The 26,529-nt window shown below is 67.2% G+C and carries 26 protein-coding genes, 2 pseudogenes and 1 other annotated feature; of the genes and pseudogenes, 9 read left to right on the top strand and 19 right to left on the bottom strand.

Annotated features, from left to right (window positions below; translation table 11 throughout):
* Positions 1-26: 26 nt before the first annotated feature.
* Genes ACOFKX_RS07945 through ACOFKX_RS07930 form a run of 4 tightly spaced genes read right to left on the bottom strand, consistent with a single transcriptional unit; the run spans position 27 to position 3,325 of the window.
* Positions 27-812: an MBL fold metallo-hydrolase gene (locus ACOFKX_RS07945; RefSeq protein WP_419826478.1), complete on the bottom strand. Its 786-nt coding sequence runs from the start codon at positions 810-812 to the stop codon at positions 27-29.
* A 10-nt stretch (positions 813-822) separates the two neighbouring features.
* A complete protein-coding gene (locus ACOFKX_RS07940) occupies positions 823-2,037 on the bottom strand; it encodes an MFS transporter (RefSeq protein WP_419826477.1) in 1,215 nt (404 codons plus the stop codon).
* A gap of 11 nt (positions 2,038-2,048) precedes the next feature.
* Positions 2,049-2,672, bottom strand: a complete 624-nt coding sequence (locus ACOFKX_RS07935) for an NAD(P)-dependent oxidoreductase (protein ID WP_419826476.1) — start codon at positions 2,670-2,672, stop codon at positions 2,049-2,051.
* Entirely contained in the window at positions 2,669-3,325 is a 657-nt protein-coding gene (locus ACOFKX_RS07930; protein ID WP_419826475.1) for a DsbA family protein, read from the bottom strand. Before ACOFKX_RS07930 ends, ACOFKX_RS07935 begins: the two co-directional genes overlap by 4 nt.
* 98 nt (positions 3,326-3,423) lie before the next feature.
* Here ACOFKX_RS07930 and ACOFKX_RS07925 point away from each other — a divergent pair, with 98 nt between their 5' ends.
* Positions 3,424-4,404: a LysR family transcriptional regulator gene (locus ACOFKX_RS07925; protein ID WP_419826474.1), complete on the top strand. Its 981-nt coding sequence runs from the start codon at positions 3,424-3,426 to the stop codon at positions 4,402-4,404.
* A gap of 122 nt (positions 4,405-4,526) precedes the next feature.
* On the top strand, positions 4,527-4,907 hold the full coding sequence (locus ACOFKX_RS07920) for a hypothetical protein (RefSeq protein WP_419826473.1): 381 nt from the start codon (positions 4,527-4,529) through the stop codon (positions 4,905-4,907).
* Between the two features lie 90 nt (positions 4,908-4,997).
* On the opposite strand, the gene ACOFKX_RS07915 is transcribed toward ACOFKX_RS07920, so the two are convergent.
* From ACOFKX_RS07915 to ACOFKX_RS07900, 4 genes are all read right to left on the bottom strand, one after another.
* The gene (locus ACOFKX_RS07915) at positions 4,998-6,326 is read right to left on the bottom strand and encodes a saccharopine dehydrogenase NADP-binding domain-containing protein (protein WP_419826472.1); all 1,329 of its coding nucleotides are present in this window, start codon (positions 6,324-6,326) and stop codon (positions 4,998-5,000) included.
* Positions 6,323-7,387: an alpha/beta hydrolase gene (locus tag ACOFKX_RS07910; protein ID WP_419826471.1), complete on the bottom strand. Its 1,065-nt coding sequence runs from the start codon at positions 7,385-7,387 to the stop codon at positions 6,323-6,325. The genes ACOFKX_RS07915 and ACOFKX_RS07910 overlap by 4 nt, the downstream gene beginning before the upstream one ends.
* A gap of 70 nt (positions 7,388-7,457) precedes the next feature.
* A complete protein-coding gene (locus ACOFKX_RS07905) occupies positions 7,458-7,592 on the bottom strand; it encodes a hypothetical protein (RefSeq protein ID WP_419826470.1) in 135 nt (44 codons plus the stop codon).
* A gap of 123 nt (positions 7,593-7,715) precedes the next feature.
* Positions 7,716-8,087, bottom strand: coding sequence for a VOC family protein (locus ACOFKX_RS07900; RefSeq protein WP_419826469.1), 372 nt, complete (start codon positions 8,085-8,087; stop codon positions 7,716-7,718).
* On the opposite strand from ACOFKX_RS07900, the gene ACOFKX_RS07895 reads away from it, so the two are divergent.
* On the top strand, positions 8,086-8,604 hold the full coding sequence (locus ACOFKX_RS07895) for a MarR family winged helix-turn-helix transcriptional regulator (protein WP_419826468.1): 519 nt from the start codon (positions 8,086-8,088) through the stop codon (positions 8,602-8,604). The two genes, ACOFKX_RS07900 and ACOFKX_RS07895, sit on opposite strands and share 2 nt — an antisense overlap.
* Before the next feature lie 67 nt (positions 8,605-8,671).
* On the opposite strand, the gene ACOFKX_RS07890 is transcribed toward ACOFKX_RS07895, so the two are convergent.
* The 4 genes from ACOFKX_RS07890 to ACOFKX_RS07875 all read right to left on the bottom strand — a co-directional run bounded on the left by ACOFKX_RS07890 (position 8,672) and on the right by ACOFKX_RS07875 (position 11,117).
* Positions 8,672-8,905, bottom strand: a complete 234-nt coding sequence (locus tag ACOFKX_RS07890) for a hypothetical protein (RefSeq protein WP_419826467.1) — start codon at positions 8,903-8,905, stop codon at positions 8,672-8,674.
* Between the two features lie 14 nt (positions 8,906-8,919).
* Positions 8,920-9,042: a hypothetical protein gene (locus ACOFKX_RS07885; protein ID WP_419826466.1), complete on the bottom strand. Its 123-nt coding sequence runs from the start codon at positions 9,040-9,042 to the stop codon at positions 8,920-8,922.
* A 187-nt stretch (positions 9,043-9,229) separates the two neighbouring features.
* On the bottom strand, positions 9,230-10,135 hold the full coding sequence (locus tag ACOFKX_RS07880) for a ketopantoate reductase family protein (RefSeq protein ID WP_419826465.1): 906 nt from the start codon (positions 10,133-10,135) through the stop codon (positions 9,230-9,232).
* A gap of 211 nt (positions 10,136-10,346) precedes the next feature.
* A complete protein-coding gene (locus ACOFKX_RS07875) occupies positions 10,347-11,117 on the bottom strand; it encodes an SDR family NAD(P)-dependent oxidoreductase (RefSeq protein ID WP_419826464.1) in 771 nt (256 codons plus the stop codon).
* Positions 11,118-11,215: 98 nt separating this feature from the next.
* Between ACOFKX_RS07875 and ACOFKX_RS07870 the strand changes: the two genes are divergently transcribed.
* Positions 11,216-12,127 carry a LysR family transcriptional regulator gene (locus tag ACOFKX_RS07870; RefSeq protein WP_419826463.1) on the top strand — a complete coding sequence of 304 codons (912 nt, stop codon included), beginning with the start codon at positions 11,216-11,218 and terminating at the stop codon, positions 12,125-12,127.
* A 73-nt stretch (positions 12,128-12,200) separates the two neighbouring features.
* Here the strand turns inward: ACOFKX_RS07870 and ACOFKX_RS07865 are convergent, their stop codons facing one another.
* Positions 12,201-12,785 (bottom strand): carboxymuconolactone decarboxylase family protein, encoded by a 585-nt coding sequence (locus ACOFKX_RS07865; protein ID WP_419826462.1) that lies wholly within the window; start codon positions 12,783-12,785, stop codon positions 12,201-12,203.
* On the bottom strand, positions 12,785-13,195 hold the full coding sequence (locus ACOFKX_RS07860; protein WP_419826461.1) for a tautomerase family protein: 411 nt from the start codon (positions 13,193-13,195) through the stop codon (positions 12,785-12,787). Before ACOFKX_RS07860 ends, ACOFKX_RS07865 begins: the two co-directional genes overlap by 1 nt.
* A 108-nt stretch (positions 13,196-13,303) precedes the next feature.
* On the opposite strand from ACOFKX_RS07860, the gene ACOFKX_RS07855 reads away from it, so the two are divergent.
* The 4 genes from ACOFKX_RS07855 (at position 13,304) to ACOFKX_RS07840 (ending at position 17,796) form a co-directional block, all read left to right on the top strand.
* Entirely contained in the window at positions 13,304-14,080 is a 777-nt protein-coding gene (locus ACOFKX_RS07855; protein ID WP_419826460.1) for a helix-turn-helix transcriptional regulator, read from the top strand.
* A 402-nt stretch (positions 14,081-14,482) separates the two neighbouring features.
* Positions 14,483-14,824: an SWIB/MDM2 domain-containing protein gene (locus ACOFKX_RS07850; protein ID WP_419826459.1), complete on the top strand. Its 342-nt coding sequence runs from the start codon at positions 14,483-14,485 to the stop codon at positions 14,822-14,824.
* Positions 14,825-14,853: 29 nt separating this feature from the next.
* Positions 14,854-15,999 (top strand): winged helix-turn-helix domain-containing protein, encoded by a 1,146-nt coding sequence (locus ACOFKX_RS07845; RefSeq protein ID WP_419826458.1) that lies wholly within the window; start codon positions 14,854-14,856, stop codon positions 15,997-15,999.
* Between the two features lie 203 nt (positions 16,000-16,202).
* Positions 16,203-16,258: a sequence feature (sul1 is cis-regulatory element that is thought to sense ions involved in sulfur or methionine metabolism; They are found in Alphaproteobacteria), on the top strand.
* A gap of 59 nt (positions 16,259-16,317) precedes the next feature.
* Entirely contained in the window at positions 16,318-17,796 is a 1,479-nt protein-coding gene (locus ACOFKX_RS07840; RefSeq protein WP_419826457.1) for a SulP family inorganic anion transporter, read from the top strand.
* Between the two features lie 8 nt (positions 17,797-17,804).
* Here the strand turns inward: ACOFKX_RS07840 and ACOFKX_RS07835 are convergent.
* A pseudogene (locus ACOFKX_RS07835) lies at positions 17,805-19,128 on the bottom strand (serine hydrolase domain-containing protein).
* Between the two features lie 340 nt (positions 19,129-19,468).
* On the opposite strand from ACOFKX_RS07835, the pseudogene ACOFKX_RS07830 reads away from it, so the two are divergent.
* Positions 19,469-20,490, top strand: a pseudogene (locus ACOFKX_RS07830) (IS110 family transposase).
* Positions 20,491-20,815: 325 nt separating this feature from the next.
* On the opposite strand, the gene ACOFKX_RS07825 reads toward ACOFKX_RS07830, so the two are convergent.
* From ACOFKX_RS07825 to ACOFKX_RS07810, 4 genes are all read right to left on the bottom strand, one after another.
* The gene (locus ACOFKX_RS07825; RefSeq protein WP_419826456.1) at positions 20,816-23,089 is read right to left on the bottom strand and encodes a xanthine dehydrogenase family protein molybdopterin-binding subunit; all 2,274 of its coding nucleotides are present in this window, start codon (positions 23,087-23,089) and stop codon (positions 20,816-20,818) included.
* Positions 23,086-24,111, bottom strand: a complete 1,026-nt coding sequence (locus ACOFKX_RS07820) for an FAD binding domain-containing protein (protein WP_419826455.1) — start codon at positions 24,109-24,111, stop codon at positions 23,086-23,088. Before ACOFKX_RS07820 ends, ACOFKX_RS07825 begins: the two co-directional genes overlap by 4 nt.
* Entirely contained in the window at positions 24,111-24,728 is a 618-nt protein-coding gene (locus ACOFKX_RS07815; RefSeq protein ID WP_419826454.1) for a (2Fe-2S)-binding protein, read from the bottom strand. The genes ACOFKX_RS07820 and ACOFKX_RS07815 overlap by 1 nt, the downstream gene beginning before the upstream one ends.
* An 826-nt stretch (positions 24,729-25,554) precedes the next feature.
* Positions 25,555-26,454, bottom strand: a complete 900-nt coding sequence (locus tag ACOFKX_RS07810; RefSeq protein WP_419826453.1) for a LysR family transcriptional regulator — start codon at positions 26,452-26,454, stop codon at positions 25,555-25,557.
* Positions 26,455-26,529: the final 75 nt, after the last annotated feature.

The following is a 26,529-nucleotide window of genomic DNA, read 5'->3' as shown; positions in this document are numbered from 1 at the left end:
CTTGCTTCGCGTTCGTGGAGGACGGGTCAGCCGAGTTCGACCCAATCGCCGGGCTCGCGGACCTCGATCGCGACGCCGGAGCCTGCGCCGGCGGCGTGCAGCCTGCCCACCGGATCGTTGGTCTCGATGTATCCCGGCGGCCGGTGCAGCGCGCCGTAGTGGATCGGCGTGATCGCGCGCGCAGCCAGCATCCGCGCGGCCTTGACCGCCTCCTCCGGCGTCATCACCGCCTCCTGCTCCCTCGGCGGCTGCAGGAACGGGAAGTCGACCAGCGCGCCGTTGATCGGCAGGAAGGCGTGGTCGAACGGCCCGAACGCGCGGGCGATGCGCCACCAATAGCTGTGGAACAGCGTGTCGCCGGCATGGATGATGCGCTTGCCGTCCGCCTCCACGATCCAGCCCACCTGCGGGTCACCGAAGCCGTCAACCGCGGGCACGGCGTGAAGGGTGAAGGGACCGGCCTGGTGGCTGGTCCACGCGTCGACGACGCGAACGTCCAGCGACACGGTACCCAACGCCTTCTCGGCATGGGCGGTAAGCTCCAGGTCCGGCCCCGATCCAGCCGCCGGCACCGGCCGGAACACCGGCGCGCCCTCGCGCAGAGCGTCGGCGAGCGCGACCGGGTCGGCATGATCGGCGTGAAGGTGCGTCAGCAGCCCCGCCACCGCACGCGCCGGCTCGGCTGCGAGGGGAAACGGCTGCCGATCGTCACGCACCGGCAGTTCGGACGTGTCTAGGATATAGTCGATCAGCAGCGTGTCGTCGCCGCGCTCGATCTCGATGCCGGACCAGCCAAGTCGTCTGATGCGCATGGTCGTTCTCCTAGGCTTGTTGAGAAGCGTGTCGTCGGGGGGAGGATGCGGTAGCGCCGCGGCAGTCGATCGTGAGCGCCAGGGTCCAGATCGCGAGGCCGCCTAACGCCAGCCCGGCAGCCACCCAGCCAGTAGATGTCCATCCCCAGCCGGCGTTGATCGCGAGGCCACCGAGCCAGGGCCCGATCGCGTTGGCGGTGTTGAACGCCGAATGGTTGAGCGCGGCAGCGAGCCCCTGCGCGCGGCCCGCGACGTCCATGAGCCGGGTCTGGAGCAGCGTGCCGAGCGCGCCGCCCAACCCGATCGCGACGACGATCGCGGCCATCGACCACAGCCGCTGCGCCGCGAGAGGGTAGATTGCCGCCGTCACCGCTGCCCAGAGCAGCAGCGCGCCCGCGGCCGGCATCGGTGTCCGGCCCGCGAAACGGGGCACCAGGAGGTTGCCGAGCGTCATCCCGACGCCGAACAGCGCCAGCACGAACGGCACGGCGAGCGCGGGCGCGTGCGTCACCGCGGTCAGCGTCGGCACCAGGTAGGTGTAGATCGCGAACATCCCGCCAAAGCCGATCGCGCCGATGCCGAGGGTCAACCACACCCGTCCGCTACGTAACGCGTCCAGCTCCGCCACAAACGGGGCATCCGGGCGGCCCTGGTCGCGGGGAACCAGCGCCCACACCGCCGCGACGGTGGCGGCGGCGAGCGCCGCGACGACGACGAATGACGCGCGCCAGCCGCCCAGCTGCGCAAGCAGGTTGGCGGCGGGCACGCCGACCACGGTGGCGACCGTCAGCCCGGCCATCACCCGGCCGACCGCGACCGACCGCCGGTCGTCCTCGACCAGGCTGGCCGCCACCAATGCCGCGAGGCCGAAATAAGCGCCGTGCGGCAGGCCGCTGAGGAAGCGGAAGAACAACAGCCAGCCGAACGACGGCGCGGCGGCGCTGAGCAGGTTGGCGACCGCAACCCACGCCATCAGCGCGATCAGCATCGTGCGGCGACTGAGGCGCGCGCCACCGACCGCGAGCAGCGGCGCGCCGACGACGACGCCGATCGCGTAGGCGCTGATCGCGCGGCCGCCGGTCGGCAGGTCGACATGGAGGTCGCGGGCGAACAGCGGCAGGATGCTCATCGTCGCGAACTCGGTCGTGCCGATCGCGAAGCCGCCGAGCGCCAGCGCGCCATGGACGATGCCGCTGTGACGCGGGACGCTGGCAGGAGGATTCACGAGCCGACCTTTCAGTAGGCGACCGACATGCGCGCGCGGTGGTGCGCGGGCCGCTCTGCCTCGTCGAGCATAGCGACGGCGTAGTCTTGTAGCGAGATGCGGCTCTCGCCCGCCTCGTCGGTCATCAGCTGGTCGCCGCCGACGCGGTAGCGCCCGGTGCGCTCGCCCGGTTCGAGATGCGCGGCCGGGCTGACGAACACCCAGTCGAGATCGGTCTCGGCGCGCAGCTGATCGAGGAAGGCCGCGGTCCTGAGCGCGCCCGCCTTCCACTCGGCCGGGAAGTCGGGCTGGTCGATCACTCGCTGGCCGGGCGCGATCTCCAGCGTGCCCGCGCCGCCGACCACCAACAGGCGATCGACGCCCGACGCCCTGACCCCGTCGATGATCGCCTGCGTGCCGGTGCCGTCGGGATCGCGGCTGGGGTTGAAGGCGCTGATGACGACATCGTGGCCGGCGACCGCCTGCGCCAGCGCGTCGGCGTTCGTCGCGTCGGCCTGTACGCCGCGCAGCGTCCCGGCCGACGGCAACGCCGACAGGCCGGTGACGATCGCGGTTACGTCTTGGCCGCGGTCGAGGGCTTCGGCGAGCAGCTTGGCGCCGACGAAGCCGGTGGCGCCGATCAGGGCGACCTTCATGCGATTAACTCCTCTTGGCAGGACGGGGTGAGCGACATGGCGGCAAGTGCTTCGACGAACACGTCGGGGCGGCCGTAGAAATCCTCGTGCGGCACCCGGACCAGCTCGGGTCCGTTCTCCAGCACGAAGCCGGGAAAGCCGCTCAGTCCGGCTCGCGCCATGAACCTGCGGGTGCGTTCGATGTGGTCCGCCGCGGCGTCGGGCGCGAACGCCGCCGCGAAGGCGTCCTGGTCAAGGCCGATGCCGGCAGCGACGACGGCGAGGACGTCGGATTCGACCACGCGCAGGCCGGCGACGTAGTGCGCCTGCTGGATCGCGTGCAGCATCCGGCGTTCGGCGCCGGGTTCTAGCTCGCCCGCGGCCAGCACCGCTGCGATCGTCGGCTGCGACCAGAAGACGGTGGCATTGTCGCCGAGCAGGCCGTTCAGATAGGCGTCGCCGAACTGCTGCCCCGTGAGCGCGCCGATCCGCGCGTCGCTTTGACGGATGTACGCCAGCTTCTCGCGCGCGAGCCTGGTCGGCGCATCCCACAGCCCGCCGCCGTGTAGCGACAGCGGAATGCCGGCCGCCGCGACCGCATCGACCATCGGCGTCACGGCGTAGCACCAGCCGCAGAGCGGGTCGTAAACATAGTGCAACACGGGGTTGGGCATCGGACCCTCCATCTTCCTGGACAGAACCGGAAATAGGAGCTTCACTGTTGTCCGATTAGCGGGGCATCCCAGCAAACTCCTTGAAGCAGGACTAACGGATGGAGGATCTTCGCCAGTATGCGGTGTTCGCCGAGACCGTCTCAGCCGGGTCGATGAGCGCCGCCGCCCGACGGCTGCGGATGACGCCGTCGGCGGTCAGCCAGACCCTCCGCGCCCTGGAAGCGCGGACGGGGATCGTGCTGTTGCATCGCTCGACGCGCAAGCTGACGCTGACCGAGGCGGGAGAACGCTGCCTGCCTTATTGCCGCCGCCTCCTGGAGGCGCGCAACGGGGCGGCCGCTTCGCTGGAGCAGGCACGCGATGCCCCGACCGGCGAACTCCGGGTCGCGGCGCCGATCGGTTTCGCGGCGCACATCTCGCCAGCGCTCGCGCCGGTGCTCGCCGACTGGCCCGGGCTGCGCCTCAAGCTGATCCTCGACGACAGGCTCGTCGACCTGATCGACACGCGGGTCGACCTGGCGGTACGGGTCGGCGGGCTGCCGGACACGGACTGGATCGGCCGCAAGCTCTGCGACTTCGAGGGCATTCTCTGCGCGTCCCCCGCCTATCTCGGCCGGCGCGGCGCTCCCGCGACGCCGGCTGACCTGGCGGGACACGACTGGCTGGCGATGGAAGGGGAGAATGACGGCGCAGCCCGCGGGAACGGCGAGCGCGAGCCCGAGCCACAGGCGGCGCTCAACCTCACGGACGGCAAAGGCCGGCGAGAGCGCGTGCCGTTGGCGATCCGCATCGGCACCACCAGCCAGGTCGCCCTCCACCAGTTGTGCGAGGAGGGAATGGGGCTGGCGTCGTTGTTCCATCCCGATGCCCGCCCAGCACTTGAGCAGGGCAGGCTCGTGCGTCTGCTGCCCGACTGGCGACTGCCCTCCGCGCCGGTGACGATGATCATGCCCAAAAGCGGGGGCGGGGTGGCCAAGGTCTGCGTCGCCGCCGATGCGCTACTACGCTATTTCGCCGCGCTGCCCGCGGCTGGGGCAATGTCCGGAAAGGTCGAGCGGATTCAGTCGCGCGACATCTGATGGGGTGCCCCAATTTTGAGCGAGCGAGCGCGTCGAACCGGCCCAAACACAGCTTTTCGCGATCAATACGATCAGCTATCGGCGCCAGCGCCCGTGAAACAATCAGGTCTTGGCTCGCCCGGATGCAGGAAGCGAAGTTCGACCTCCAGATCGATCAGATCACCCACGTCGTTCGAGCGAAATGTTCAGGGTTCTGGTCGCTTGATGAGGCAAGGAAGTATCTTGAGCAACTGGCCGATGCGATCAGCCGGGCGCGCGTGTGCGAGCAAGGCGCTCGTGTTCTGATAGATAACAGTACGGCTTCGGTTCAAGCCCTTGTAGCGATCGATGAGATCGGCAAGGTGATCAATCGCGTGTACGCGCCAACTGACAGGCTGGCGATCATTGTAGGTTCCCAGCTGTTGAAACGACAGATGGATCGTCTGCCCAAAGTAGCGATGACACGCATCTTTACGAACTTGGATGACGCAGACGACTGGCTGCTGTCGAACGATCCCGCTTGATGCAACTCTATCCTTAGCCCTGTCGAGGTCGCATATCTTTCGTCTCGGCAGGCGAACGAGTAGAAAGGCTTCAACGCGCGAACGGTGGCATCAGCGCAGCTTCAGGTTGTCCACCTGAAGCCCCTCGACGGATGCGCCAATGACCAGGGCCGGCGTGAGACAGCCTGTGCGTAGCTTCGCTGCACTGCGATCGAGCATGTGCAGCGCGACCTCGACGATGATCGCAGCCGTCGCGGTATAGCCGGGGTGCCCCGTCCCTTCGATCGTCGCAACGCCCACGGCGGCGTTCTCGCTGGTGGCGCGCGCCTCCACCGTCCATGCCCAGTCTTCGAGGTAAGAGTCGGACGGTCCCGTGCCTGCCTCGGGCAGGATCCGACGCAGGCCCGCAGCAGCCGCTTCACGTACTGGCAGCGGCAAGTCCGTTGCGGCGACGGCGAGGTGCTGCAATCCGCCCTTGACCTTGGCGCGCAGCTTGCGGCCGAGCGCACCGCCCAACGTTGGGTCACCCATGTCCTCGCCTTCCACATAGGGCGCGGGATGATACGGCGCGCTACGTTCGGCCGCGAGCAGAGCGGCGGTGCGGCGAATGATTGGCGGGTTCAGAAAGGCGACGGGCGGGACGGGCCCCAGCACGCGGCCGTTGGCATCGTCATCGCCGAAATGCAGTCGGTCCGACGCCGCTCCCTTACTGGCATCCTCCGGAAGCAGCGCGTCGGCATGCCCGACGAGCGATGCGTCGGGATCGTCCAGCATCGCGACGATGCTCGCCAGCGTGCCTGCAGACACCTGCTGCTTGAACGGCACGCCCCCGTCCGGGCGGCGGGTGAACGTGACGGTGACGACGACATCCTTGATCGGCTCGGAAGCGCCGGGGCCATCAGGACCCGCTCCGTCGCCCGCGGCACGACGGCAGGCGATCAAGGTGGTCAGATCGGCCGGCATCGCCTCCCAGCCGGCCATTTGCACTATCTGAACGCCGGCGCGCTTCGCAGGCTCGTCGAACCGGTCGATGACCCGGCGCAAAAGCGGAATTTCACCGCTCAGGTCGACATAGGACGTGCCCGCGTCGACACAGGCGGCGATCAGGTGCGGCGCCTTTTGCGTATACGGCCCTGCCAGATTCAGCACCACCGCCGTCCGCTGCGCCAACGCCTGCAACGACGCCGCGTCGTCGAGGTCCGCAACGACGATATCGACGTCCGCGAGATCAAGTTCGGCCAACACCTTCGCGACCTCGTCGCGGTTCCGGCCGACCGCTGCCCAGCGTCGTTTGCCGTCCGGCGAGCGTAGCAGCGCGTCGATGGCGGCGACCTGTTTGACGACGAGACGTCCGGTGAGACCCGTGGCGCCGAAGACGGCCAGGTCGAATTCACGTTGGTTCTCGGGAGAACTGCTCGACAGCTCAGAAACCTCGTTCATACCTGTTGTCCTGTTGAAACGTAGCAGCAACAGTCAGCGCAAACGGGCAAAGCGGCGCTGGTATCCTCTGATCGCCGCAACAATTCGTTGGCAGATGAAGTCGCAGGAGGAGGCACGCCACCGAAAGCGGCGGCTCCAGCCCACGCGGACTGCAGTCGGGCGCGAAGGAACTGACCGATATCATCCAGCGCCGTCGTGCTGGTCGTCAGATGCTCGTACATGCTCGGGAAGACATGGATCATGCCCGCCCCAATCTCCATGCGGGCATCGCCGCCGCTCGCCTCGACACGTTCCATGACCCTGGTAGAATCGTCGAGCAGCACCTCGTCTTCACCCACATGGATGAGCAACGGCGGGAGCGCGGACAAGTCCGCGAACACCGGCGAGGCGCGAGGATCGCGCGCCGAGCCTTCCCCTAAATAATTGTGGACCGCCGCCGCCAGCATGTCTCGGGTCAGCAGCGGATCGTCGTCGGCCTTGCTGGTCATACTTGCGCCCGAAAGCGACAGGTCGGTCCACGGTGACATCAGCGCCAGGCCGCGCGGCTGTGGGCCGGAGGAAAGGGCGGCATCATGCGCGCCGTGGCTCGCAATGGCGAGCGCCAGCCCGCCGCCAGCGGAATCGCCAACGAGAGCAAAATGGTCGAAGCGCGCGGCAATCGCCCGAAAGGTCGAGACGCCGTCATCGAACGCCGCCGGGAACGGTCGCTCCGGGCCGAGTCCATAGTCGGGGATGAACGCGCTGGCGCCCGATCGCGCAACGATCTGACTAACGAAGGCGCGATAGGCCCAGGCCGCGCCCACGACATAGGCGCCGCCATGAAAATAGAGGAGGGCCGCATCGCCACGCTCAGCGGGGTGACACCACCAGCCGGGCACGCCGCCCACGATCTCCGGCTCGAACGACACGTCCGTTGCCGCATCCAGCTTGGAGAGCATGTCGTCATAGGCTGCTCGCCCCTCGGGACCGCCGGTCAATGACGGGCCAAGCTTCAACATAGCCCGGATACCGGTCATTTTCGTCCGGTCGGCCAAGCCCGCTTCGCGGCGATGCAGAGGCATTAGGTCATATCCTGTTTATCAAAGGTAATCGCACTCGGGCGCTACCGTGCGGTGAGGCTGCCGTCGACCGTCAACGCGGCAGCCGTGCCCGCTGGTTGATCCGTCCGCCGATCGGCCGCTTCGCCACGATCGAGGAACTCGCCGCGACGATCACCTCCTTGGCAAACGACGGCGCCGCGTCTGTAACCGCCGCGATGATACCCATCAACCGCGGCCTATTCGGCGCGTCCACCATCCTGTCCGCCCCGCAGCCAAAGGCGGCGAGTAGCGTCGCTTTGCGGCGGGAAGGCGAGCCGAACGGCCTTAAGCCGACGATCGACTTCCACGCTCAAGGCTGCGCGATCGTGTGGGGCGTGATCGTATAGCCAAATGGGTCGCGGAACGCGAAGTAGCGGCCAAACGGCCCGTCCTTGGGCGCGAAAACGATCGGCGTGCCCCGCGCTACAAGACGGTCATGCAAGGCGTCAGCGTCGTCGCAGCCGAACCAGAGAGCGATGCCCCGGCCAAGCTCGTCCTTATTGCCCAGGTCGACCAAGGGTGTGCGCACGGCGAACGGGATTGGCTTCGTGTCGAACACGACGGCACCCGGCGGTCCGTTGGCGGCGACCTTCAGCCCGACGACCTCGGTGTAGAAGGTCCGTGCCGCCTCGAGGTCTTCGGCTTGAATGCCGATGAAATCCGGACCGAACAAATGGGGCATGACTGAGCTTTCCTCGACTGACGCGGCATCGTATCGTCAGGTCACTGATATATGTAAGGCTCCTGATATGTCAAACGAGCAAGCTGCCTCGCGGATAGGCGACCCGTATGCGACGATCGGCTTTGCATTGAAGCAGGCCCAGCAGGCGCTTCGCACCCGCCTGGACTTCGGCCTGCGTGAGATCGGGCTTACCACGTCCCAATATGCGGTTCTCGCCTCACTGGAGGCCGAAACCGGCGCTTCCAATGCCGTGCTCGCGCGCCGCGCCTTCGTCACTCCGCAATCGATGCAGGCGATCCTGGTCGGACTTGAACGCGCCGGATTCATCGCGCGGACAGCTCATCCCGAACACCGACGAGTCCAGAGGACCGAACTGACCGCGTCCGGTCGTGGCGTCCTCGAGATGGCCTCCGGGATCGTGGCCGATGCCGAAGCGCGCGTCCGGAACGCTGCGGCGCCGCTTGATACCCTGGAGGTCACCGCAATGCTGCTGCGCCTCGCAAAGGCACTCCGTTGAGCAGCGCGGGGTCGGGCACTCTCGACGACGCCGTCTCCCGTGGACTTGCCGCCGGCTGGCGTGATCCTCAGATCGCCAGCGCATCCGGAGCGCCGGCGGGCATCGCGGCCAGATCGGCTGGCTTGCCGAAAACACCCCAGTTTTCCTCCTCGACCTCATGTATGCGGCCCATCGCCTCGATCTCGACCACGACGGCGTCCGCATCGACCTTGCGGCTGCGACAGGTGAGAACCACGTCACCGCCATGACGGGCGATGCTGACCGCGGTGTTGCGGCCCAGGCCGCGGCTGCCGCCGGTCACGAGGGAGCCAGTGGTCAGGCACTCGCACTCACCTCGCGCAGGAAATCGAGCAGCTTATCGTTGACGCGGCTGGTTGCCTCCATCTGCGGCCAATGCCCGATCCCTTCGAGCGGGAGGAAACCGCACAAGTCTGACATCAACTTCCTTATGTCAGCTTCCGAAGGTGCGCGCAGCGGTGCAGGAAGCGTCTGCGTCCCGTACCTCCTTTGCCATCGCGCAGTTCGGGATAGAAAACCGGGAACAGCTTTTTGGTAAGTATGTGCTTTCTTTCACCATCGCCGTCATCGATAGCCGCCTCCGACAACAGTTTTGTTCCAGGCAAGCTTACGACGGCTTCATGGCCGAGATGTCGGCTATCCGCACCAATGTTCCAGCTTGCGGTGCGGCCGAGATCATGGCGTCGACTAATGCTTCGCATTCGGGCTGACCCGTAGCCAGCAGCTCGCGAAACGACCGGACGCGGGACATGGACCAGAGCACTGCCGCAAACGTTGACGCCGGCGCACGGTCGATCAGCGTCTTGGTCCGGGGATAGACAGGGTAGCCCAGAGCCTTGATCAGCCCGAAGCTGGCGTGAACACCGCGCGCCAAGGCGGACGCTTCCTTCCACGATGCGCCGCCGCCGCGCTTCACACCGGCCACGGAGACGCTCTCGAAGGCCACGCACAGCGGGACGTGGCAGCGAAGCCATGAGGGCATGTCGCGTTCCACCGTGGCCGGCAGCCCTGCTGCGTGGAACAGGGCCACCCAACGCTCCTGGTCCATGAGGGTCTTCTGGCCCCCTGCGCCGATGGTAGCCTTGAGCCAGCCGTCCCCGTCCAACGTCGCCTGGACGAAGTTCATGCCAAACGCGCAGCGCTCGGGACCAACCGCTGCGCACAGGCGCTCGGGATCGAAGGTGTTGAACATGAATTGGACGCACCGGGCGGCGCTGCGCCGCAAGGCCGGAAGCACCGCGTCGACCTGATGCGCCAGGAGCGTGACGATGACGAGGTCGAACGGGATCTGCTCGTCGAGCGCATCCGTCACGTGGACGCCTGCCCGCTCGCCTTTCACGTCGATGATGGCGCCGTCGCGCCGGAGCTGTTCGAGGCGCTTCGAGCCTGGCCGCGCGACGACGGTGACGTCGTGGCCGCCGGTGCGGGCCAGCTGAAAGGCGAACGTGCTCCCGATGTTGCCAACACCAAGTACGGCGATGCGAAGAGATGATGCGGGTGGGGCGACTGACATGGCCGGTGTCTTGGACCCGCCACGGGCGGAAGGGAACCGCTCCATCAGAGCCGGTCGCTCGAAGAGGCGGCTTGGACTGTTCGCTCGCTACATCGCGCCGTGTGAAAATCGCCGGGTTTCACTGCCCGTCTCCAATCCCGAAAACTCCGTCTCTCGCATTGGCGCTCTTGATCAACTTCTCGGGGCGTGGCCGCTGGAGGGCCTGCTCGATTCAGCGCGGACCTGGGATGGTGAAACCGCCGTCGACGAGCAGCGACTGGCCGGTGACGAAGCGCGCCTCCTCGGTGCACAGCCACACCGCGACATCGGCGATGTCTTCCGGCGTCCCCACCCGGCCGAGCGCCGCGCGCGCCGCGAGCGGCGGAATGATGTCGTCGCCGTGCGCGCGCAGCATCGGTGTGTGGATGACGCCGGGATTGATGTTGTTGATGCGGATGCCGTGCGGCCCCGCTTCCAGCGCGATCGCCCGGATCATGGCGTCCAGCCCTGCCTTGCTCGCTGAATAGCCCGAGGTGCCGACGGTGGCGGCCGTGGACAGGAAAGACGAAGTGTTGACGATCGCGCCGCCATGGCCGGCCGGCACCATCGCGCGCAGCGCCGCGCGGGTCACCAGCCATGGCCCTTTCAGGTTGATGGCGATCAGCTCGTCGAACGCCGCTTCGTCCATGTCGACGATCGGGCCACCCTTGCCCTGGATGCCGGCATTGTTGAACAGGCAGTCGAGCCGCCCGAACCGCTCGACCGTGGTGGCGACGATCCGCTCGGCATCGTCGGAGCGCGATACGTCGCCGGCGACCACCAGCGCCTCGCCGCCTTCCGTGCGGATCGCCGCTGCATTGGCGTGTAGCGGTTCCTCGCGGCGGCCGATCAGGGCAACGCGCGCGCCCTCACGTGCGAAGGCGCGGGCGGAAGCTTCGCCGATGCCCGTGCCGGCCCCGGTGACGATCGCGACCTGACCTTCGAGACGACGACCATTGTTCATTCTGGATACCCTCTCTCGATTAGGCTAGGGATGTGGTCCTCCGTGGACCGCGACATAAGTCGTCTCCACGCTAACAGGCCATTGCCTTACAACCACCAATGACCAGCCGTCTCCGCCCCGGCGACTTCGCCGAGATCACTGCCTTCGCGACCGTCGCGCAGGCCCGCAGCTTCCGTCGAGCCGCACGCGACCTCGGGCTGGCGCCGTCGACGCTCAGCCATGCCGTCAAGGCGCTCGAAGCGCGGCTCGGCGTGCGCCTGCTGCATCGCACGACGCGGTCCGTCGCCCCGACCGAGGCGGGCGCACGGCTGCTCGCCGACCTCGCGCCCGCGCTGGCGGCACTCGACGGCGCGGTGGCGGGTGCGGGACGGCTGGAGGGAGAGGTGGTCGGCACGGTGCGGCTCGCCGCCCCACGCGTCGCGATCCGCACGCTCGTGGGACCGGCCATGACGCACCTTGCGCGCATCTGTCCGCACCTGACGCTGGAGGTGCGTACGGTCGAGCACCCCGGCGACATGGTCGGCGACGGCTTCGATCTCGGTATCCAGCTCGGCGACACGATCAGCCAGGACCTGGTTGCGGTCGCCCTGACCCCCTCGTTCAAGACAGCGATCGTCGCGTCGCCGGCTTATTTCGCCGATCGCGCCGTGCCGATCCATCCCAGGGATTTGACCCGTCACGCTTGCATCGGCTGCTGCAGCGGTCCCGGCGGGTCCCTCTATCGATGGCGGTTCGGCAAGGACGATCAGGAGTTGCTGATCGACGTGTCGGGACCGCTGGTGACGGACGATCCCGATCTCATGCTCGCCGCTGCCCTTGAAGGCATTGGCCTATGGCACGGCGTCGAGCATCTGGCGCACCCTTACATCGAGGATGACCGGCTGGTGCGGGTGCTGGCGGACTGGTCGCCCAGCACTCCAGGCTTCTTCGTCTGCTATACCAGAGGCGCGCCGCTCGCACCCGCCGTTCGGGCCGTCGTCGACGCGCTCAAGAACGTCGGGCGACGCTGAAGGGCGATCGATTGCTTTCCCGAAACCAAGTTCTGGAGAAACACCGGTCGCCTTGATCGCCGCTGCCGCACGGTCACCCAGACGGAGCGGGCACAGCGAACGCCTTGAGCATCGTGCAGGTGGCCGTGTACGCCGCCGCCAGCAAGGTCAGGGCGACGAGGCCTTCGCGGCCGAACGCCTGCTCCGCCTTCGCATAGGTCGCATCGCCAACGACCCGCTCCCACGCGAGTTCGAGTGTGAAACGCTGGGCTGCCCGTTCATCGTCGCCAAGCTGATCGCACGAGTCACCGGCGGCGAGGGCGGCGACCACATCCGGTGAGAAACCCACCTGCGACGCAACCGCACGGTGTGCGTAGGTTTCGTAAGGTGACGCCCAGACCGCTCCGACCGACAGGATCACGATCTCGCGCACGCGCTTCGATAGCGGTGTCGCGTGCTCCTCGGCCTCGTGGAAGCCAATGAACCCGCCGCCGATGGCGGGCGCGTAGAGAAGGGCGTTGAACGGTCCGATCAGCTCGCCGCCGTCGGTCTGGCTGGTGAACGGGGCTGCTCGACCCAGCCGCCCTTCGACAAGCCGGGCATAGAGCGCGCGGGCGTCGGGCCCGAGGCTTGCGGGCGGTTGCAGCGGCAGGCGGCCACCCAGACCGGGGGCGTCCATCAGCCCTGTCCCTTCATGCGCGTGTCGAACCCGGTATTCGGATCGACGGTCCGGCCGAAGGCCCACCAATTCTCCCACGGCACTTCGGTGATCGCCATGAGTAGGTCCTCGCGGCGAAGGTCCGAACGCTTCGTCACCTCGTCGGCTACCGCTTCGAAGAAGCGCTCCTTCGTTTCCTTGGGTCGCGTGTTGAAGAAAAAGTGGATGAACATCATGTCCGGGCTGCGCGGCACGCCGAAATAGTTCGGGTCGTAGACCATGTTGCCGGGCTTGTGCTCGTTGAAGAATTGGTCCCACGTGTCGTCCGGCACACCGAGCACGTTCATCATGGCGGCGTGGATGCCGTCCGACACGGCCTTCTTGTACGCCGCGTCCTTTCCTTCATGCATCTGGATATAGACCATGGGCATGTGCGCTCTCCTCAATCGGGCGGGTAGGGATCCAAGCTAGGCCCTCCGCGTTCGGCCAAGAAGACCCGGTCTTATCCTGGTATCGGCTAGTACCAGTCAGGAGCGTGCGTGAGCGGCAACAAGCCATTGGGCGATTTCCTGCGGTCTCGGCGGCATCGCCTCGATCCTGTCGCGCTGGGCCTCTCCGATACGCGGCGGCGGCGGACGCCTGGGCTGCGGCGCGAGGAGGTCGCCGACCGGGCCGGGATCAGCTGCGAATGGTACGTCAAGCTGGAGCAGGGCCGCGAGGTATCGGCGTCGGCCGGAACGATGGCGGCGCTTGCCCGGGCGCTCGGCCTCGACGAGGCCGAGACGGCTCACCTGCACAGGCTGGCTCCGCGGAATGCCGATCGGCCGTTCGTTCGTGAGACGGTGCCGGAGATCGTCGCCATCATCGTCAGGAGCCTGCCCGAGCCCGCCTATGTCACCGGATTGCGCTGGGACGTACTGGCGTGGAATGCCGCTGCCGACGAGCTGTTCGGGTTCACCTCCATGGACGAGGGTGAACGGAATATCCTTCGTTACATGCTGACGACCTCCGACGCACAGGCGCTGTTCGGCAGTGACTGGGCGCAAGAGGCTCAACGGATGATCGCACTGTTCCGCGCGACTTACGATCAGCGGGCGGGCGATCCGGCCTTCGAGAAACTGGTGTCAACCTTGAGCGAGGCGTCCGACGAGTTTCGGGGCTGGTGGTGTTCTCACCAGGTCGCATCGCCGGCGGCGGGTACTAAAACGCTGCATTCCACCGGCCGGAATGGCAAGATGTACATCTACGCCAGCTTCCAGGCGAACGATGATCCGGCGTTGAAACTGGCCCTGTACACCCGCTGGACGGCTCACTGACTTATGAGTTCAGCTTAGCCGGGTTTTCCAGAACATGACCTTTCTTAAAAATGTGGGCTGACCGAACCAGGCTCCGTTCGGTCGTCGCTCAAAGGTCTCAAAGCCGCGATACTGTCAGCCACGAGGAATGAACGGATGGCCAGTTTCGGAAGCGGCTAGCGGGCGCTGGATGTCGCCTTTTGAGTCAAGCGGGTCACTAGAGGTAACCAGTGAGCGGTTGAGACGCGGCGCTCGACATTGCCCCGCGCCTGCGCTGCTCCGAGGAGCACCACGCGCGTCCCGTCATTGCGTTGGCGGCGATGATCACCAGCGAGGGCGTGTGTTGCTTTGCTCTGGTCCGTTGCGATCGCAGCAGCGTATAAGCTGCGCCTTGGCATTGAGCAGGCAGTGACGGAGGGGATGATGGCACAATCGGCGAAGAAGCGCGGCAAGGACGAGACCGCGGCGGCGGAGAAGAAGGTGAAGGCGACCGACAAGCCCGCCGGTGGCGCGCGCGGCGGCATCACAGCGCCGGTGACCCCATCCGCGGAGCTGGCAGAGATCGTCGGCAAGAAGGACCTGCCGCGTAGCGAGGTCGTCAGCAAGATGTGGGAATACATCAAGAAGCACGATCTGCAGGATGCCAAGGACCGGCGCCAGATCAACGCAGATGACAAGCTCGCCAAGATCTTTGGCAAGAAGTCGGTGAGCATGTTCGAGATGAACAAGCACCTCAGCGCCCACCTCACCGCCGTCAAGGGCTGAAGCCGAGCTTCTCGCCTCCTCATCGGGCAGTGACGATCGAGCGGATCAGTCCGTCGCTCGCGCGGCGCATCGCACTGGCCGCGCAGGGCTTCGGTGCGAAGCGTCCGGCGGTGGCGCGTCCAGCCCAGCTGCTCCGCACGCTCGACCGGTTGCAGCTGCATCAGATCGACAGCGTCAACGTGCTCGCGCGCGCGCATTACCTGCCCGCCTTCTCGCGGCTGGGTGCCTATGATCGGGCCGATCTCGACCGGCTTGCCTGGGGGCCGAGGCGTCAGCGCCGGTTGTTCGAATATTGGGCGCACGAGGCGTCGCTGCTGCCGTTCGCGCTCCATCCGCTGCTGCGCTGGCGAATGGCGCAGGCCGATCGCGGTGAGGCGGGATGGAACCGGATGCGCGTCTATGCGACCGAGCGCCGCGAGGAAGCTATGGCGTTGCTCGACCGCATCCGGATCGAAGGCCCGCTCGCGGCGGCCGACTTCGAGAGTCACAAGGGGCAGTCGGGCTGGTGGGAGTGGAGCGACACCAAGCGCTCGCTCGAGTGGCTGTTCTGGGCAGGCCACATCACCACTGCCACGCGGCGCGGCAGCTTTGAGCGCGTCTACGACCTGACCGAGCGGGTCATTCCCGCTCACGTGCTGGCGCAGCCGACGCCCACCGACGCGGACGCGCACTGCGCGCTGATCGAACGTGCCGCGGCGGCGCACGGAGTCGCTACCAGCGGCGACTTGCGCGACTATTTCCGCCAATCCCCCGAGCAGGCGGCGGGCGCGATCAAGACACTGGCAGAGCAAGGTGTGCTGATCCCCGTGGATGTCCCCGGGTGGCGCCAGGCCTGGCTGCATCGCGACGCACGCCGTCCCCGCCGGATAGATGCGCAGGCGCTGCTTGCGCCGTTTGACCCGCTGATCTGGGCACGTGATCGCACCGAGCGATTATTTGGGTTCCGATACCGGATCGAGATCTACGTTCCGGCGGAGCAGCGTCGGCACGGCTATTACGTGCTGCCGTTTCTACTCGGCGACCAGCTGGTGGCGCGCGTTGATCTAAAGGCTGATCGGCAAGCGCGCAGGCTCCTTGTGCAGGCGACTCATGTTGAGCCAGACACGCCGGGCCACGTGCACGAGGCCCTGCGAACCGAGCTTGCGACCATGGAAGACTGGCTGGGGTTCAGATGACGACGGCAATAAGCCGTCCACCCGGCTGTCGTCGTCCGCAACCCATTGTGGAAACGAGATGAACAGGCGTCCGATTCTGGAGTGTGCCGCTGCCATGCTGAGCGTCCGGAGCTGGGTCACCAGGCTGCGACAGGTTGCTCGTCGACATCGTAGGACGGCGCGTGTTGCATCGATTGATCGCTGTCGCTAGTTGACCGCACCCGCTTGGACCCGGTGAGACCCCGGGTGGCTATTCCGGCCGCCGATCCGCCGGACAACGCACCTGCATCCGGCCTCACAGCCACAGCGCACACGGATGTCGTGATTGCGGACTGCTATATGACTTTGTCTATCTCGCATTATCGTGCCGAATGGTTCGGCGGCTTACACGCCATGCGGCGGGACGTTTTGGCCGGGATGGTCGGCACGTTCGCCCTCGTCCCCGAGGTGATCGCCTTCTCGTTCGTGGCCGGCATCGATCCGGAGGTCGGCCTGTTCGCCTCCTTCGTGATCGGCATCGTCATCGCCTTCGCCGGTGGACGACCCGCGATGATCTCCGGCGCGGCGGGGTCGGTCGCGCTGGTGGCGGCGGCGCTCGTCCATGCCCACGGGCTTCCCTATCTGCTGGCGGCGACGCTGCTCGCGGGGGCCTTGCAGATCGTCTTTGGGCTGCTGCGGCTGGACGTGCTCATGCGCTTCGTCTCGCGCTCGGTCCGCACCGGCTTCGTCAACGCGTTGGCGATCCTGATCTTCTCCGCGCAGGTGCCGCAGATGATCGGCGTGACGTGGCACAGCTACGCCATGATTGGCCTGGGGCTGGCGATCATCTACCTGCTGCCCAAGGTGACGGCGGCGATCCCGTCGCCGCTGATCTGCGTCGTTGTGCTGACCGTCGTCAGCCTTGCCGTGCCCATGCCGTTGCGCGTCGTCGGCGATCTCGGCCGATTGCCGGCATCGCTGCCGTCGCTGGGACTGCCTCAGGTGCCGATCGCTTGGGCTACGCTGACGATCGTCTCGCCCTATGCGCTGGCGATGGCGGCGGTCGGGCTGCTGGAGTCGATGATGACCGCGCGCGTCGTCGACGATCTGACCGAGACCACCAGCTCCAAGGCGCGCGAGTGCACCGGGCTCGGCCTGGCCAACGTCACGGCGGGGCTGTTCGGCGGGATCGCCGGATGCGGCATGATCGGGCAGACGGTCGGCAACGTGCGCTACGGCGGCAGGGGGCGGCTGTCGACGCTGGTCGCGGGCGTGTTCCTGCTGATCGTCATGGTGCCGCTGCGCCCCTGGATCGCCCAGGTGCCCGTCGCGGCGCTGGTGGCGATCATGATGATGGTGTCGGCCAGCACCTTCTCCTGGGGATCGCTGCGCGATCTCGGCCGCCATCCCAAGGTCTCCGGCGTCGTCATGCTGGCGACCGTGGCGGTGACGGTGGCGACGCACGACCTGTCCGCCGGCGTCGCGGTTGGCGTCCTGCTGAGCGGCGTGTTCTTCGCGTTCAAGGTCACCCGGCTGATGAGCGTCGCGGTCGACCATGATCCGACGACCGACACGAGGCTCTACAACGTCTCGGGCCAGGTCTTCTTCGCCAGCGCTGAGATCTTCGCTGACCACTTCGATCGTCGCGATACGGCGCGGCGCGCCCGGATCGACCTGACCGGCGCGCATCTGTGGGACGTCACCGCCGTGGGGGCGCTGGAGGAGGTCGCATCGGCCATGCGCCGCCACGGCATGGTGGTCGAGGTCGTCGGTCTCAACGAGGCGAGCGCCGTCCTGGTCGATCGGCACGCTCCGCTGATGCGGGACATGGCAGCCTGAACGAACGGCTAGTTCCGGAGAGCCGGCAAAGGCGGCTGAACGGCTATAACTGGGTCTGAACGTAACCCTTCCGATTGTTGGACCAAAAAGTCGTCGGTGTGACCGTCGGCAGTCCGTTCCCAGAGAATGCTCAGCCGTTGCCCACCTGCCGTTGCTTCGTAACGCCGCGTGGTGACGCCGTCCGATTCGTCCTCACTCTTCAGGACCAAAGTCTCCAGGCGGCCGAGCGGGCCAAGGCTGGCGGAATAGGATCGCAATCGGCGCGGGTCGAGGAAGGCGGAGAAGGCCGGCGTGAGCGCGGTGCGGTCGGTCGCGCCGTGCTGCAGCCCGGTGAACAGCATCCTGGCCTGCGCATCGGCTGGCGTGGGCGGCAACAGGAGAAAGGCGAGCTGGTCGGCGATGTGCGCGATGCTGAGCGCGGCGCTCGTGTTGGTCAGCATCACGATGGCGGTGCCGTCGTCCGGGTAGATGCTGTTGCCGGCCAGGAAGCCGAGGCCCTGCCCAACATGCGACCAGACGAGCTGGCCGCTCTTTCGGGAGACGAACAGCCCCAGCGCGTAAGGCGACGGCGCTCCGCCCGTGAGTACGGGAGGGGTGACCTCCTCGCGCGCCCGCGCCGCGGGCAGGAGCCTGCCCGACAACAGGCCGATGTCCCAGCGGGCGAGGTCGGAGGCGGTGGCGACAATCTGGCCGGCACCGAACGACCAACCGACGCCCTCGTCGGGTGCGGGCTCGAGCGGCGCCAGGCCGTTGGACATAGCCGGTCGCGATGTCGGGCGTCGCCGCCGTCACCCGGTCGAGGTCGGCGACATGGAACATGCCCAGCGGCGCGAAGATGCGCCGCTGCTGAAACGCAAACAGCGGCCCGCCCGACGCGAGCTCCGCGATCCGCCCGGCAACGACATAGTTCAGGTTCGAATAGCGGAACCGGGTGCCGGGCGCGAACAGCAGCGGGTGCCGGCCCCATTCCGCGATGATGCGGTCGGGCGTGGTCGGTCCGCCGCGCGGTCCTGCGGGGTAGCTCTGCGGATAGTGGTCGGGCAGGCCCGACACATGCTCCAGCAGCTCGCGCACCGTGATCCGGCCGGCATCGGTGACCTGCGGCAACCAGCGGGCGACGGGTGCATCGAGCGACAGCGTGCCGTCCGCGGCGAGCAGCAGCAGCGTTTGCGCGGTGATCGACTTGGAGGCCGAGGCGAGCTGGTAGCGCGTGTCGGAGGTGGCGGCCCGGCGTGGCGCGATGGACGCGAACCCGAACGCCTTGGCGTAGACCACCTGCCCATGCTGAACGATGGCGACCGAGGCCGAGGGCGTGCCGTCCTTGGCCAGCACCTCCTGGATGGCTCCGTCGACCTGGCGGGTGAGCGCCGCAGGCAGGCCGGTTCCGGCGGCGACACTCCCGGCCGGTCCCGGTACGGACGCAGCCAGGAGAAGGAAGAGCAAGCCGAAGCGGATGCGTGTCGCCACTACGTCGTTATGGTTGATGATCGCTGCCGCATGTCAATGCCGGTTCGGTACACGCGGCGGAGCGCCGTGAGCAGCGGAGCGCCAGTAAACGAACGGCTGGTTCCGGGATGCGGCTGCGCGCTTCCGAGTGTCGCCTTCTGATGTGTGGACGGCTCTCCACCCCTCCCGCAGGATGATCTGCGGAGAGCCGGAAGGGAGAGCCACGATGGGGAACGTCACGACTGTAGGTCTCGATCTCGCGAAGAACGTCTTCCAGGTGCACGGTGTTGATGCGGAAGGCGCGGCGGTGGTTCGCCAGCGACTGACCCGCGGGCGCATGCTGAAGTTCTTTGCGAAGCTGCCGAGGTGTCTCGTCGGCATCGAGGCGTGCGCATCGTCGCACTATTGGGCACGAGAACTCGTCGCGCTCGGCCATGACGTGAAGCTCATGCCGGCGCAGTACGTGAAGCCGTACGTCAAGCGCGGCAAGAACGACGCGGCCGACGCCGAGGCGATCTGCGAGGCGGTGACCCGGCCGACCATGCGCTTCGTTGCTATCAAGACTCCCGAGCAGCAGAGCGCGATGATGCTGCATCGTGTCCGCCTGATCCTCAACCGCCAGCGGACACAGGTATCGAACGCGATGCGGGCGCACCTTGCCGAGTTCGGGGTGGTGGCGCCGATCGGCAGGAATGGCATCGACCAGCTCCTCGACGTAATCGCCGATCCGTCTGATGGGCGGGTGCCGGTCGATGCACGTACCTGCCTGGAGATGCTGGCTGCTCAACTGCGCATGGTGAAGGAGCAGATCCTCGAGAATGACCGCCGGATCAGGGCGAGCGCGCGCGAGACAGAGCTTGGCCGCCGGCTGATGGAGATCCCCGGCGTCGGTCCGCTGCTTGCCAGCGCCATCGTTGCCACTGTGCCCGATCCCACGATCTTCCGCTCAGGCCGCAACCTTGCCGCATGGATCGGCTTGGTACCACGGGAGAACTCGAGCGGGGGCAAGGAGCGGCTCGGCGGCATCACCAAAGCCGGGCATCAATACCTACGCCAGATGCTGATCGTCGGCGCCATGGCGGTGGTGCGCTACGCCGAGCGGAACGGGGCCAAGCGGCCATGGCTCGTGCAGCTGCTCGCCCGGCGCAAAACCAAAGTGGCGGCGGTTGCGCTCGCAACAAGAACGCTCGCATGATCTGGGCGATGATGGCCAGTGGCGAGCGCTACCGTGAGCCGCAAGTCGCGTAGAAACATGGCGCGGGTGACCGCGCCTTCGAGGTTGGGAAGGGCGATCAGGAGCTAATGCAACAAGCCGGTTGAACCGCCGGATCGGGAAAACCCACAATGACCCAGGCACCTCGAGTGCGCCTTTGTGATCGGGACCCGAGACGCGCGAATGGCATTACGGCCAGCGGCACCATGCGCCGCACCAACAGGTCGGACACATGGCCGCACCAACCAGCTACGCGAAGCAACTGTTCAAGCTTGCCAACGGAGAGCCGTCCACACATGGGTCGATCTAGCCTCGTACCATACTTCGGGCTCTTGCTCATAATAGTACGAAGGGGAGCAATCAGGCCATGAGCGCCGGTGCGCCGAGAAGCTTCTCGATCTTGATCGGCAACTCGCGCACCCGCACGCCGGTCGCATGGAAGACGGCGTTCGCGACCGCCGCGTTGAGGCCGACATTGCCGAGCTCGCCCAGGCCCTTGATACCCAGCTCGTTCACTTGGCGGTCCGTCTCGGGCAGCATGATTGTCTGAACGTCGATGATGTCCGCATTCACCGGTATCAGGTACTCGGCGAGGTCGTCATTGTAGTAGCGCGCGGCGCGTGGGTCGATCTCCGTCGCCTCGTGCAGCGCGGCGCTGATCCCCCAGATCTGCCCACCCATCAACTGGCTCTTCGCCGCCCTCGGGTTGACTACGCGGCCTGCGGCATAGGCACCGACGACGCGCGGCGCCCGGACCTCGCCGGTGTGGGCGTGGACGCGGACCTCGATGAATTGCGCGCCAAACGCGAACTGCATGCGATCCTTCATCTTGGCGCCCCCGGCGAGGTTGCCTTGTCCCTTGTATAGCTTCTGGATGCCGTCCGGTTTCACGCCGTGCGGGATGTTCTCGGCATAGACCTCGATCGCGCCCCCCGTGCCCGCAGCCTTCTTCGCCATCACCTCGCGGCAGGCCTTGGCGACGACATTGCAGACGCTAGCGGTGCTGTTCGATCCGCCCGCGACTGGGGAGGGCGGTAGCTCGCTGTCACCCACCTCGACGCGGACCTTGTCGATCGGCAGCTGGAGCTCCTCGGCCGCGACGATCGCGACCGCGGTGCGCACGCCGTTGCCGATCTCGTGCGTCGCGGTGCGCACGGTCGCCTGCCCGTCGGGGCTGAGCGTCACGCGCGCGGTCGCCGCGCCCATCTGGGTCGGGTACATGGTCGTGGCGCAGCCCCAGCCGATCAGCCAATCGCCGTCGCGCGTCGAGCCGGGCTGCGGGTTCCGCCTGGACCATCCGAATGCCTGCGCGGCGGCGTCGAAGCAGGGCATCAGCGCGCGGCTGGTGTAGCGCAGGCCCTTGATCGGCTCGACCTGCGTGTCGTTGACCCGGCGCAGCTCGACTGGGTCCATCTTCAGCTGGTAGGCGAGCTCGTCCATCGCGCTCTCCAGCGCGAACAGGTAAGGCGTCTCGGGCGGCGAGCGCATGAAGCCGGGCGTGTTGCGGTCGGCGTGGACGATGTAGACCTCCGACCCCACGTTCGGGCAGGCGTAGAGCCGGGTCGACGCGTCCGTGCCCGCGACCTTGTACTCGTCCGGTCGCGACGAGATTTCCCAGCCTTCGTGGATCAGCGCCTGGAGCTTGCCGTCATGCCCGGCACCCAGCCGGACGCGGTGCTGCGTCTCGGCGCGATACGTCGCGATGGTGAAGCCCTGCGAGCGCGTCGCCTCCAGCCGCACGGGGCGACCGACCTTCTGCGCGGCGTACGCGATCAAGGCAGTGCGCTGCGTCAGCGACCCGCGCGAGCCGAACGCCCCACCGACATAGGGCGAGATTACGTGAATGCGGTCCGGCTCAATCCCCAGCTGCTCGGCCAGCCCGTTCTGGAAGCCATACATGTTCTGGCTGGACTCCCAAACCGTCAGCCGGCCGTTGGACCAGCTGCACGTGGTGGTGAACAGCTCGATCGGGTTGTGGTGCTGCGTCGGCGTGCCGTAGCGCTCGTCGATCTTCACCGGCGCCGCGGCGAAGGCGCGCGGCGCGTTGCCGACCTGCGGCTTCTCCTCGCCCTCGTCCTCGCCCTCCTTGGACTGTCCGCCGCCCTGCTGTCCGCCGCCCTGGGCCTGCTGCTTCTGCTTGGCCTTCTGCTGCGCCGCTTCGGCCGTGATCGTCTCCAGCCCCGGGCTGCCGAACGTCGCGGACGGGCGCTCCTCGGCGTACGCGATGTCGAGCCGGTGCGCCGCCTCGCGCGCGCCCTCGAACGTCTCGCCGATCACCACCGCCTCGATCTGGCCGTCGTGCTGAATGCGGTCGCTGGCGAGCGGGGCGATGGACGTGCCCATATAGCCCTTGTCGGAGAAGATCTTGCCGGGTTTGATCCGGTCGCCGACGTTCTTATAGGTCAGGATCTCCAGTACGCCCGGCACTGCGCGCGCCGCCGTCTCGTCCAGCCGTGTAATCCGGCCGCGCGCGATCGCGCTGGTGCGGAGGTAAGCATAGGCCGGGGCGCGGCCGTCACCGTCATAGTCCGAGCCGTAGCGCGCCTCGCCCGTCACCTTGACGCGCCCGTCGACGCGGCTGGTCGGCTGGCCGATCGCGACGGGAGGCATGGGCTGGCCCTGTTGTTCGGTCACGCCGTCACCTCCATCGCCTTTGCCTGCATCAGCGCGCGCACCAGCGTGCGCCGGCCAAGCTCGACCTTGTAGCCGTTGTGCTCGCGCGGCTTGGCGCCCGCGAAGGCGGCCCGCGCCGCGGCGGTCGCGCTCGCCTCATCCAGCCGCTTGCCCTTCAGCATCGCCTCCGCCTCGTGCGCGCGCCACGGGCGGTAGGCGACGCCGCCTAGCCCGATCCGCGCCTCGCGCACCGCGTCGCCGTCCAGGTCCAGCGCCACCGCTGCGCTGGCGAGCGCATAGGCGTAGGACTGGCGGTCGCGTACCTTCAGATACAGCGATCGGCGCGTCCAGGGGCCCGCGGGCACGATGAGTCCCGTGATTAGCTCGCCGGGGTTGAGCACCGTCTCGCGATCGGGCGTGTCGGGCCCGAGGTGCAGCCGCTCGAAGGGAATGGTGCGCGCGCCTGCCGGGCCCTGCGTCTTGACGCTCGCGCCCAGCGCCACCAGCGCCTGTGCGAAGTCGCCGGGGTATTCGGCGATGCACTTGTCCGACACGCCCAGCACGGCGTGCTTGCGGTTGACACCGGTCAGCGCCGCGCAGCCCGAACCGGGCTCGCGCTTGTTGCACTGCTTCCAGCTCGGATCGCGGAAATACTGGCAGCGCGTGCGCTGGAGCACGTTGCCGCCGAGCGACGCCATGTTACGGAGCTGCGCGGCGGCGGCGAGGTTCATTGTCTGCGCGATCACGGGGTAGTCGCGGTTGACGACCGGATCGTCGCCGAGCGCGCTCATCCGCACCAGCGCGCCGAGCCGGAGCGCGTCCGGCCCCGGCCGGATCGCGCCGAGCGTGGCGTCCAGGCAATTGATGTCGACCAGCCGCTCGGGCCGCATCGTGTCGAGCTTCATCAGGTCGAGCATCATCGTACCGCCGGCGATGAACTGCGCGGGCGCGGCGGTCGGCGGGAGGCTCGTCGGTGCGGGCGGGGCGGCCGCGCGCACAGCGGTGGCGACGTCGTCGGCACGGGCATAGGCGAACGGGCGCATCAGGCCGCTCCCATCTTCGTCTTGGCTTGGTTGATCGCGGCGACGATGTGCGGATAGGCGGCGCACCTGCACAGATTGCCGCTCATATATTCGCGTATCTCGTCATCGTTGCGCGCGCGGCCCTCCCGCACGCAGGCGATCGCCGAGACGATCTGGCCGGGCGTGCAATAGCCGCACTGGAAAGCGTCCTGGTCGATGAAGGCCTGCTGCATGGGGTGGAGCGTGCCGTCGGGCTTCGCCAGCCCCTCGATGGTGGTCACGGGCTCGCGCACCATCGTCGCCAGCGTCAGGCAGGCGAGGACGCGCCGACCGCCCACCAGCACCGTGCAGGCCCCGCACTGGCCGTGGTCGCAGCCCTTCTTGCTGCCGGTCAGCCCAATGTGGTGGCGCAGCGCGTCGAGCAGGGTGGTTCGCCCGTCCAATGTCGCCCGCTCGCGCCGACCGTTCACCGTCAGCTCGACAGTCACGAGCAACGGGTCATCGGCAGCGGACGCTAGTGTCTGCGCCTCGGCGGTCGCGCCGGCCAGCATCGCCGGCGCGACTGCCGCGCCGATGGCCACGCCCCGAAGCAGCGAGCGCCGACCCTCGGCAGTAAGCTTCTCGTTTTCGGTCGTCATGTGGGTTCCCGCTAGAGCACCGTTCCAACGAGCGGGAACAACGATCGTGCCGCGGATCACATCGCAGAAGTTGACGGTCCAGTGCCCGAGCAAGGCTGAACGAACGACCGCTTGTGGAGAGCTGGATGGCAGGTTGCAACGGCCGCCTCTGGGTCGTCACGGCTCCACACTTAATTCAAGCTCGCGCGAGCTCGTCGTGCCGCCTGCTCCAGCTCGCCTCCCGGATCGGCAGTCCGCTTAGTTGTAGCAAAGTTCTGGCATCTCTTTCGACCCACGGAGAACCTTACCTCTGTTGAATCGTGATTAAAGGTGCCTGTTGCGCATGGGCAGCGGGCTCACCGGAGCACGACAATGTCAGGCATCGAGGACGTCGACGGCATCACTGCCACGAGCAAGGAGACAACGCTCCCGAGCGGGACCGTGAAGACGAATCGGTATTTTCAAACAAGCCCTGAGCTCAAGGAGCAGGGGGTCAATCTGGATGGGGTGTCAGGCACATCCTACGACGGTACGCCCCCGGCTGGGCAGGGCGACCATATTCACGACTCTAACCCGCTTCCCGGCAGCGAGGCGGCAGAGACTGGGGTCACTACACATAGCATGTGACGGCGCTCCCGTTCTTCGGGCGTAGCAAATACAGTCCCTGATCTTCCGAGACCCTATTTGACGGCCCCAAGCTTTTCTTGGGGCCGTTTTCATTTCACCGTGAGTTCGCCGCGAATGCTGGGCTTGAGACCTGATATGGCCAGCGAGTAAGCTCTCGATGAAGGTGAACGAATGTCGGATCCGGGCACCGGCTAATCCGTCATGAGCGTCTGAAAGTGGGTCAGGTCGCTCGGAAGTGGTCGATGAACGCGCGCAGCGGCGGTGGCACGAGCCGGCGACTCGGATGGTAGAGGAACGGCCCGGAGAAGGGCTGCCACCAATCCTCCAGCACCGGCTCCAATGCGCCGGTCGCCAGATGCGGTCGCAGCCAGTCCTCGAACAGATGGACCACGCCGGCGCCGGCGATGGCGGCGTCGATCCCGAGATCCGTGGCGCCGCCGACGCCGACGATCAGCCGCGCCTGAGGCTCGACCCGCACCATCTCGTCGCCGCGCTCGAACTCCCACGGCGCGGTCAGCCGGCCGCTGGTGAAACGTCCGAGTATGCAGGGATGACCGAGCAGGTCGCGTGGGTGCGAGGGACGACCGTGCCGGTCGAGGTGCACGGGCGCGGCGGCGGTCGCGAACCGCTGCACGCGCGGGCCGATCGGCACAGCGATCATGTCCTGCTCCAGCCGCTCGTCATAGCGGATGCCGGCATCACAGCCCGAGGCGAGCACGTCGACGAACCCGTCCTCGGCGACGATCTCCACGCGGATGCCCGGATGCGCGGCGAGGAAGCCGGGCAGGATCCCCGGCAGCACCAGCCGTGCGGCGCTGACCGGCACGTTGAGCCTGAGCGTTCCGCTGACGCCATCGCGAAGTTCGTTCACCGTATCTAGCGCCGCAGCGACGTCGCCAAGCGCTGGCGCGAGGCGCTCCAGGAGCCGTGCGCCGGCCTCGGTCGGCGTCACGCTGCGGGTGGTGCGATGAAGCAGGCGGACGCCGAGCGCCATCTCCAGCCGGCGGACCGCCTCGCTGAGTGTCGATGCGCTCGCCCCCGCAGTACGCGCCGCTTCGCGGAAGCCACGCGCCCGTGAGACGGCGAGGAACGCGTTGAGGTCAGCAAGATCGGGTTTCATTGTTCGCCTTCCCGCACGGCCCGTACGGATCATGCCGGATTATCGCCGCGATCGGCAACGCTTAGCTGGGGCGCG

Source organism: Sphingomonas sp., assembly GCF_965200105.1.
Classification (GTDB): domain Bacteria; phylum Pseudomonadota; class Alphaproteobacteria; order Sphingomonadales; family Sphingomonadaceae; genus Solisphingomonas.
Note: the sequence above shows the minus strand (reverse complement) of the source record. Positions and strands in the feature narration are given on the sequence as shown.

What these genes read in the sequence shown, in the direction of transcription:
- ACOFKX_RS07945 (WP_419826478.1), bottom strand. Translation starts at nt 812, where the DNA reads ATGCGCATCAGACGACTTGGCTGGTCCGGCATCGAGATCGAGCGCGGC.
- ACOFKX_RS07935 (WP_419826476.1), bottom strand. Translation starts at nt 2,672, where the DNA reads ATGAAGGTCGCCCTGATCGGCGCCACCGGCTTCGTCGGCGCCAAGCTG.
- ACOFKX_RS07930 (WP_419826475.1), bottom strand. Translation starts at nt 3,325, where the DNA reads ATGCCCAACCCCGTGTTGCACTATGTTTACGACCCGCTCTGCGGCTGG.
- ACOFKX_RS07925 (WP_419826474.1), top strand. Translation starts at nt 3,424, where the DNA reads ATGGAGGATCTTCGCCAGTATGCGGTGTTCGCCGAGACCGTCTCAGCC.
- ACOFKX_RS07920 (WP_419826473.1), top strand. Translation starts at nt 4,527, where the DNA reads ATGCAGGAAGCGAAGTTCGACCTCCAGATCGATCAGATCACCCACGTC.
- ACOFKX_RS07915 (WP_419826472.1), bottom strand. Translation starts at nt 6,326, where the DNA reads ATGAACGAGGTTTCTGAGCTGTCGAGCAGTTCTCCCGAGAACCAACGT.
- ACOFKX_RS07910 (WP_419826471.1), bottom strand. Translation starts at nt 7,387, where the DNA reads ATGCCTCTGCATCGCCGCGAAGCGGGCTTGGCCGACCGGACGAAAATG.
- ACOFKX_RS07905 (WP_419826470.1), bottom strand. Translation starts at nt 7,592, where the DNA reads ATGGGTATCATCGCGGCGGTTACAGACGCGGCGCCGTCGTTTGCCAAG.
- ACOFKX_RS07895 (WP_419826468.1), top strand. Translation starts at nt 8,086, where the DNA reads ATGACTGAGCTTTCCTCGACTGACGCGGCATCGTATCGTCAGGTCACT.
- ACOFKX_RS07900 (WP_419826469.1), bottom strand. Translation starts at nt 8,087, where the DNA reads ATGCCCCATTTGTTCGGTCCGGATTTCATCGGCATTCAAGCCGAAGAC.
- ACOFKX_RS07885 (WP_419826466.1), bottom strand. Translation starts at nt 9,042, where the DNA reads ATGTCAGACTTGTGCGGTTTCCTCCCGCTCGAAGGGATCGGGCATTGG.
- ACOFKX_RS07880 (WP_419826465.1), bottom strand. Translation starts at nt 10,135, where the DNA reads ATGTCAGTCGCCCCACCCGCATCATCTCTTCGCATCGCCGTACTTGGT.
- ACOFKX_RS07875 (WP_419826464.1), bottom strand. Translation starts at nt 11,117, where the DNA reads ATGAACAATGGTCGTCGTCTCGAAGGTCAGGTCGCGATCGTCACCGGG.
- ACOFKX_RS07870 (WP_419826463.1), top strand. Translation starts at nt 11,216, where the DNA reads ATGACCAGCCGTCTCCGCCCCGGCGACTTCGCCGAGATCACTGCCTTC.
- ACOFKX_RS07865 (WP_419826462.1), bottom strand. Translation starts at nt 12,785, where the DNA reads ATGGACGCCCCCGGTCTGGGTGGCCGCCTGCCGCTGCAACCGCCCGCA.
- ACOFKX_RS07860 (WP_419826461.1), bottom strand. Translation starts at nt 13,195, where the DNA reads ATGCCCATGGTCTATATCCAGATGCATGAAGGAAAGGACGCGGCGTAC.
- ACOFKX_RS07850 (WP_419826459.1), top strand. Translation starts at nt 14,483, where the DNA reads ATGGCACAATCGGCGAAGAAGCGCGGCAAGGACGAGACCGCGGCGGCG.
- ACOFKX_RS07840 (WP_419826457.1), top strand. Translation starts at nt 16,318, where the DNA reads ATGACTTTGTCTATCTCGCATTATCGTGCCGAATGGTTCGGCGGCTTA.
- ACOFKX_RS07820 (WP_419826455.1), bottom strand. Translation starts at nt 24,111, where the DNA reads ATGCGCCCGTTCGCCTATGCCCGTGCCGACGACGTCGCCACCGCTGTG.
- ACOFKX_RS07815 (WP_419826454.1), bottom strand. Translation starts at nt 24,728, where the DNA reads ATGACGACCGAAAACGAGAAGCTTACTGCCGAGGGTCGGCGCTCGCTG.
- ACOFKX_RS07810 (WP_419826453.1), bottom strand. Translation starts at nt 26,454, where the DNA reads ATGAAACCCGATCTTGCTGACCTCAACGCGTTCCTCGCCGTCTCACGG.